The organism is Nocardioides sp. (genome assembly GCF_036274455.1).
Taxonomy (GTDB): Bacteria; Actinomycetota; Actinomycetes; order Propionibacteriales; family Nocardioidaceae; genus Nocardioides.
On record NZ_DASUFR010000125.1, the window covers coordinates 1 to 7,082 of the forward strand.

Here is a 7,082-nt window from a genome sequence, read left to right on the forward strand (position 1 = left end):
GACGACGAGCTGGTCGCCGCGTCGCTTGCCGACCTGGCCGAGGCGGCGGGCATCACCGCGGCACCGGTGGCGACGCACGTGCAGCGGTGGGGCGGCGGGCTGCCGCAGTACACCGTCGGCCACCTCGACCGGGTGGCGCGGATCAGGGCCGCGGTGGACGCGGTGCCCGGGCTCGCACTGTGCGGGGCGGCCTACGACGGAGTCGGCATCCCGGCCGTGGTCGGCTCGGCCCGCGCGGCGGTCTCAGCCCTGCCGCGGTCGTAGCTCCACGCAGCACTCGCCGGCCCGCGGGGCGAGCTCGGCCGCCACCCGGTCACCTGCGCCGAGGCCCTCGACCAGCCCCGCGAGGTAGGCGTGGTTGAGCCCGCACACCAGCCCGGGGGCCACGCCGGCCATCGGGTGGAACGGGCAGTTGCGGAGCCGCACCGACCCCTTCTCACCGAAGGGCTCGAAGCCCTGCTGGGCCAGCAGCTCCTCGCTGGCGGCGAGGGCCCGCTCCGGCCCGACCCGGCCACCCCGCAGCCGGGCCCGCTCCGCCGCCCCGATGCGAGCGCCGCGGTCGCGGGCCACCCGGAGCACGGCGTCCTCCGCCCGCTCGTCCGGGCCCTCGCTGGTCACCGCCTCGACGAGGATCGAGGCCAGGAGCTCCGGGCTGCGCTCGGGCACCCGCACGGCGATGTCCTCCTCGGCCGGCTCGTAGCGCCGCGGCGCCCGGCCCACACGACGTTCGGACGGCGGCCCGAACCCGGACCGCAGCACCCCGAGCTCCACCAGCTTGTCGAGGTGGAAGGCCGCCAGCTTGCGGGAGATCCCGACCGCGGCGGCAGCCTCCTCACGGGTGACCGGGGTGCCCGCTGCCCGGACGTGCTCGTAGAGCGCCCGGCGTACGTCGTCGTCGAGCGCCGCGATCGCCGCCACGGCTGCTCGGTCCACGTCGTCCATTAGACCACCATTGGGCCAATGATCATTGGTTCATGAGAGTTTCGGCTTCTCTCTTGACGTCGGCAGCGAATAAAACCAGTCTGTATTGGTGAAACAGAACGGAGCCGCCATGACCTTGATGCCCGCGCTGCGCGTCGTGCCCCCCGCGACGGAGGTGGACCTGGCTGCGGCAGAGCGCGCCGCCGCTGACCTCCTCCACGCCCTCGGCATCGCCACCGACACCGAGAGCCTGCGCGGCACGCCTGGCCGGATCGCCAGGGCCTACGCAGAGCTGTTCAGCACCCACGAGTTCGACCTCACGACGTTCCCCAACGACGAGAGGTACGACGAGCTGGTGCTGGCGAGGTCGATCCCGATGCGTGCGGTCTGCGAGCACCACCTGCTTCCGTTCACCGGCGTCGCGCACGTCGGCTACCTGCCTGGAGAGCGCATCCTCGGGCTCTCCAAGCTGGCCCGCGTGGTCAGCCACTTCTGCGCCCGCCCCCAGGTGCAGGAGCGGCTGACCACCCAGGTCGCCGACTGGCTCGAGGAGCAGCTCGAGCCGCGCGGTGTCGGCGTCGTCATCGAGGCCGAGCACACGTGCATGACGCTGCGCGGGATCCAGGCCAGGGGAGCGACTACTGTGACATCAGCGCTGCGCGGCGTGCTGCGCGAGGACCCGCGTTCGCGGCAGGAGTTCTTCGCGCTCACCGGGACGGAGGCACGGCATGGCTGAGGGTCCCGACAGCGTCGTCATCGTCGGGGGTGGGCTGGCCGGCGCCAAGACGGCCGAGGCGCTCCGTGAGCAGGGCTACACCGGGTCGGTGACCCTGCTGGCCGCCGAGGACGAGCTGCCCTACGAGCGGCCCCCGCTCTCCAAGGGCTACCTCATGGGCAAGGACGAGTTCGACAAGGCCGTGGTCCACCCCGAGGAGTGGTACGCCGAGCACGACGTCGACCTGCGGCGCGGCGTCCGGGCCACTGCGATCGACCGAGCCGCCCACGAGGTCGAGCTCGACGACGGCAGCCGCCTGCCCTACGGCGCGCTGGTCCTCGCGACCGGGTCCGAGCCCAGGGCGCTGCCGGTCCCCGGCGCCGAGCCGCTGACCCTGCGCACCCACGCCGACTCCGACCGCATCAAGGCGACGTTCGGCGCGGGCAAGCGGCTCGCGGTCATCGGCGGAGGCTGGATCGGTCTCGAGGTGGCCGCCGCGGCTCGCGAGGCCGGCACCGACGTCACGCTGGTCGAGGCGGCCGCGCAGCCGCTGCTCGGAGTGCTCGGCCCGGAGATGGGCAGTGTCTTCGCCGACCTGCACCGCGAGCACGGGGTCGACCTCCGGCTTGGCAGCACCGACCTGTCCGGACTCGAAGCCGACGCGGTCGTCGTCGGCGTCGGCGTCCGGCCCCGCACCGAGCTCGCCGAGGCCGCGGGGCTCGACGTCGACAACGGTGTCCTCGTCGACGCGAGCCTGCGCACCAGTGACCCGGACGTCTACGCGGTCGGCGACATCGCCAACCACGACCATCCGGTCCTCGGGCGCCGGGTCCGGGTCGAGCACTGGGCCAACGCCCTCAACCAGCCCGCCACCGCGGCCGCCGCGATCCTGGGCGGCTCGGCCGCCTACGACCGGCTGCCCTACTTCTTCAGCGACCAGTACGACCTCGGCATGGAGTACGTCGGCCATGCGACCCGTGACGACACCGCGCGGGTGGTCACCCGGGGCGAGGTCGAGAAGCGCGAGTTCGTGGCGTTCTGGCTCGACGACCAGGACCGGATCCTGGCCGCGATGAACGTCAACGTCTGGGACGTCCCCGACGAGGTCAGGCCGCTGATCGTCAACCGCACCGTGGTCGACGTCGACAGGCTGAGCGACCCGGACACCCCTCTCGCGGACGTCGGGCGGTAGTCCGGGAACACTGCCGGGTTGTCCCTGCCGGCCGGGACACCGGGCCCGGCACGGTGAGGTCATCGCACACCAACGACCTCCGAAAGGGAACCGCGATGACCACCGTCACCACGCAGAACCCGGTTCGCTCCGACCTGGCCTCGATCGAGACCGGTGACAGCGGGCCCACCACCTCACCGTCCCGCCTCTGGGCGGTGGCCGGCATCGGCTCCGCACTCCTGGGCGCGGCGACGATCGTCACCAGCTCGGCGTCCGGCTACGTCTACCAGGACGACTACAGCCACGGCTCCATCGACGGCATCGCCGGCGAGTTGTCCGACAACGCCGGGATCCTGTTCGCCTTCCACTCGATCACCGCGCTGGGCGCGGTGCTGATGGTGGTGTTCGCTGCCGGGCTGTTCCGGCGGCTGCGCGCCACCGCCGCCGACGGCCTGGCGCCGGTGGTGGCGCTCGTCGGCCTGGCGGGCACCGCTGTGGTGTCGATCATGGGCTCCGGGCTCGACACCGAGTTCATGATGCCCGCCGGTGCGGACACCGCGAGCGTCGACGACGCTTCGGCCGCGATCTACGGCCACTGGGTCGGCACCATCCCGTGGCTCTGGACGCTGGCCGGCCTCGCCGGGCTCGCCCTTTTCGCTGTGTCGCGGTCGCGCGGGGTCCCGCGCTGGCTCGGCATCGTGGGCCTGGTGCTCGGCGGGCTGACCGTCGTTCTCGGCATCTCGCCGCTGGAGTACATGTCCGGCGTCACCGGCGTCCTGTGGCTGCTCGTCACCGCCGTCGGCTTCACGGTCGGCGACCGGTCGTTCCACAAGGCGTCGCACGGCCGGTGAACCACCTCACCCCCGACACGGTCGGCCGGGTCCCGCACGGAACCGGCCGGCCGAGTCACGTCCCGCACAATGTGCCGGTGCGGGTGCCGGGGTCGAACCATCGCGCGGCGTGGCTGGTGCTGCCCGCGCTGTCTGTCCTGGTGCTCGCGCTCACCGTGTGGCTGGACGCCGTACGCCCCGGCGGCGGTGCCGGGGTGGAGCTCGCGGACGGCTACGGCTGGCCGTACGCCGCGATCGGGCTGGTCTTCGGGGGCTGCTGCGCGGTGGTGCTGCGCCACGACCGGCGGCAGGCGTTCGGGTGGGCGCTCGGCTGGCTGGCGCTGTTCTGGGGGGTCGACGGCCTCGCCCAGTCGTGGGTCGCCTACGGCATCCGCACCGACGAAGCGCTCACCGGCGCGAATGCGGCGCTGTGGGTGCTCAACCGGCTCGGCTCGCTGCTGCCCCTGACCGTGGCCGTGCTGCTGTTCATCTTCCCGACCGGCCGATTCCTGCCCGGCCGCTGGGGCCGCGTCGGCCAGGTGACGTGCGTCGTCATGTTCCTGGCCGCTCTGCTCGTCATCGTCGCGCCGGCCTACGACCGGAGCCCCGACGTGGCGCTGCCGCCGGGCGTCGACCTCGACGCAGGCGCGCTCCCGCTCCCGCAAGGCTTCACCGACGCCGCGGTGCCGGTCACGCTGCTGCTGACGGTGGCGGGTGTGGTCATCTCCATGGTGTCCGTCGTGGTCCGGTACCACCGCGCCGCCGGCCTGGAGCGCGACCGCATGCGCTGGCTGTTGTGGGCCGTGGTGGTCATGGCCCTGGTCCTCGCGGTCACCTCGTTCTCGGACACGAGCGTCCTGCGGGACCTGGCCATCTTCGTGATCGCGTCCCTGCCCGCGGTGTCGATGACCATCGGAATCGTGCGGCCGGGGCTGGTCCCCGTGCGCGACCTGCTCAGCGCCACGGTCGTCCTCGGCGTCCTGGGAGGGGTGCTGGTGGCCGTGGACCTGCTCGCGGTCATGCTGGTCGACCGGGTGCTCGGCGACACGCTGGAGGAGCGCCAGGTCGTGGTGCTGGTGCTGCTCCTGACGATCCTGCTCTACGGGCCGCTCCGGCAGCGGCTGGCCGCGGTCGTGCGCCGGCTCGTGTTCGGCGAGCGGGACCGTCCTTACGACGTGGTCGCCGGGCTGGCCACTGCGCTCGAGCAGGCCGACGAAGGTCCGGAGCAGCTGGCTGTGGTCGCCGACGCGGTGGCATCGGCGTTCGGAGTCGGATACGTCCGGGTCGAGGTGGACCGGCCCTCCGGAGAGCGGCTGGCTGCGACGCACGGCACTGCGCCGGCCGAGGTGCGCGCGCTGCCGATCACCTACCGCGGCCAGGAGGTCGGACGGGTCATGCTGCCCGCCCGGGGGCTGCGGTCGCGCCTGTCCCGGCGCGACGAGCAGCTGCTCGCCGACCTGGTCCGGCAGGCGGCCACCGCGGCCCGGACCAGCCGGCTCGCGGACGAGCTGCAGGAGAGCCGCGAGCGACTCGTGGTCGCCCGCGAGGAGGAGCGGCGCCGGATCCGGCGCGACCTCCACGACGGGCTCGGCCCCTCGCTCAGTGGCGTCGTCTACCAGCTCGAGTCGGCACGGCTGCTGGTCGACAAGGACCCGGAGGCCGCCAAGCAGACCATCGGCAGCCTCAGCGGCCACATACAGGACGTGGTCGCCGACGTACGCCGGCTCGTCCACGACCTGCGACCACCAGCGCTCGACGACCGCGGACTGGTCGGCGCCCTCGCCCAGCAGGCCGAGCGGATCACGGGAAGCGGGGGTCCGTCGGTGTCGGTCGACGCCGAGGAGCTCGGTGCGCTGCCGGCCGCGGTCGAGGTGGCGGCCTACCGCATCGCCGGGGAGGCGCTCACCAACCTCACCCGGCACGCGCACGCGCGCCGGGCCACCGTCCGGCTGCACCGCGACGACCGCGACCTGCTCGTCGAGGTCGCCGACGACGGCACCGGCATCGCCGCGGAGGCCCAGGCCGGCGTCGGCCTGGTCTCGCTGCGCGAGCGGGCCGCCGAGCTCGGCGGCCGCAGCGAGGTCACTTGCCCGCCCACCGGCGGGACCGTGGTCCGCGCCTGGCTCCCGCTCACCCACCACCCCGAAGGGACCCGACCATGAGCACCGAGACCGACCAGACCGTCCGTGTCGTCGTCGTGGACGACCACCAGATCGTGCGGGACGGGCTGGTCGCGCTGCTCGGGGCGCTCGACGGCGTCGAGGTCGTCGGCACCGCCACCGACGGCAAGGACGCGGTGCACGTGGTCAGCGAGACCGGCCCCGACGTGGTGCTGATGGACATCCAGATGCCCGAGCTCGACGGCATCGAGGCCACCCGGTTCATCACCGGCCGGACGCCCGCTCCCCGCGTCGTCATGCTGACCATGAACGAGGACGACGACACGGTCCTCAGCGCGATCCGGGCCGGGGCGTCCGGCTACCTGCTCAAGGGGTCGTCGGCGGCGGAGGTGCAGAACGCCGTGCGCGCCGCGGCCGCGGGCGGCATGGTCTTCGGCGCAGCGCTGGCCGACCGGGTGGCGACGTACTTCGCCTCCGTGCGCCCGGCGGCGCAGGCCGAGGAGCCGTTCCCCGACCTCACCGAGCGGGAGCGCTCGGTGCTCGACATGCTGGCCGCCGGCCGGTCCAACGACCAGATCGCACGGGAGCTGTTCGTGTCCGGCAAGACGGTCCGCAACACGGTCTCGTCTATCTACACCAAGCTGCACGCCGCCGGCCGCGGCGAGGCGATCGTGAAGGCTCGGGAAGCCGGCTACGGCCGCGAGTAGCGCTCGTTCAGCAGCTCCCAGACCGCCTCGTCGCGGTCGTGGGTGCCCAGCCCCCGGGTGACGAACGCCGCGGCGTAGTCGCCGATGAACGACCACCAGCCGCTGCTGCCCCCGGCTCCGCCCATGCCGATGTCGTCCTCGTCGACCTGGAAGCCGAGGGTCCAGGTGACCTCGCGGTCGAGCAGGAGGTCGTGGCCGGTCACCTGCGGGCCGACGTACTCCCGGTGCAGCTCCTCGCCGAGCAGCTCGCGGACCGAGCCGTCCATGAGCTGCCCGTAGAAGGTCGCCAGCCCGCGGGCGCTGGCGTGCAGGCCGATGGCCGGGAACGACGTCGTGCGCCACCGCTCGGAGCCGAGGACGACCGGGTCGAGCAGCCCGGGCGGACGGGTCATCGCCGGCCCCCAGCGCGGGTCCTCGGTGTAGGTGCGTGGCCAGTCCGGGTCGAGGGCGACCGGGTCGGCCACCCGGGCGAGGTCGCCCACGGCGACCCGCAGGTGGAGGTCCCAGCCCTGCTCGCCGGCCAGCCGGGCGAACCTCGTGGCGAGCTCCTCGCCGGTGGCCAGGCGGACCAGCTGGTCCAGGAGATGGCCGTAGGTCAGCGCGTGCTCGGCGCACGCC

General features: G+C 73.4%; 7 protein-coding genes and 1 pseudogene. 6 read left to right on the plus strand and 2 right to left on the minus strand.

Going from position 1 to position 7,082, the window contains the following annotated elements:
- Positions 1-264: pseudogene (locus VFV89_RS11940) on the plus strand (protoporphyrinogen oxidase); the annotation flags it as partial.
- Here the strand turns inward: VFV89_RS11940 and VFV89_RS11945 are convergent.
- Complete coding sequence (locus VFV89_RS11945; protein WP_329706164.1) at positions 244-933, minus strand: helix-turn-helix transcriptional regulator; 690 nt, start codon at positions 931-933, stop codon at positions 244-246. The pseudogene VFV89_RS11940 and the gene VFV89_RS11945 sit on opposite strands and share 21 nt — an antisense overlap.
- A gap of 118 nt (positions 934-1,051) precedes the next feature.
- Here VFV89_RS11945 and folE point away from each other — a divergent pair, with 118 nt between their 5' ends.
- The 5 genes from folE (at position 1,052) to VFV89_RS11970 (ending at position 6,464) form a co-directional block, all read left to right on the plus strand.
- Positions 1,052-1,657, plus strand: a complete 606-nt coding sequence (folE, locus tag VFV89_RS11950; protein WP_329706165.1) for a GTP cyclohydrolase I FolE — start codon at positions 1,052-1,054, stop codon at positions 1,655-1,657.
- The gene (locus VFV89_RS11955; RefSeq protein ID WP_329706166.1) at positions 1,650-2,828 is read left to right on the plus strand and encodes an NAD(P)/FAD-dependent oxidoreductase; all 1,179 of its coding nucleotides are present in this window, start codon (positions 1,650-1,652) and stop codon (positions 2,826-2,828) included. The genes folE and VFV89_RS11955 overlap by 8 nt, the downstream gene beginning before the upstream one ends.
- Before the next feature lie 95 nt (positions 2,829-2,923).
- The gene (locus VFV89_RS11960) at positions 2,924-3,658 is read left to right on the plus strand and encodes a hypothetical protein (RefSeq protein WP_329706167.1); all 735 of its coding nucleotides are present in this window, start codon (positions 2,924-2,926) and stop codon (positions 3,656-3,658) included.
- A gap of 77 nt (positions 3,659-3,735) precedes the next feature.
- The gene (locus VFV89_RS11965; protein ID WP_329706168.1) at positions 3,736-5,799 is read left to right on the plus strand and encodes a sensor histidine kinase; all 2,064 of its coding nucleotides are present in this window, start codon (positions 3,736-3,738) and stop codon (positions 5,797-5,799) included.
- Positions 5,796-6,464, plus strand: coding sequence for a response regulator transcription factor (locus tag VFV89_RS11970; protein ID WP_329706169.1), 669 nt, complete (start codon positions 5,796-5,798; stop codon positions 6,462-6,464). Before VFV89_RS11965 ends, VFV89_RS11970 begins: the two co-directional genes overlap by 4 nt.
- Here VFV89_RS11970 and VFV89_RS11975 read toward each other — a convergent pair.
- Positions 6,449-7,082 (minus strand): serine hydrolase (locus VFV89_RS11975; RefSeq protein ID WP_329706170.1); only part of this gene is annotated, 634 nt, incomplete at its 5' end. The genes VFV89_RS11970 and VFV89_RS11975 overlap by 16 nt on opposite strands.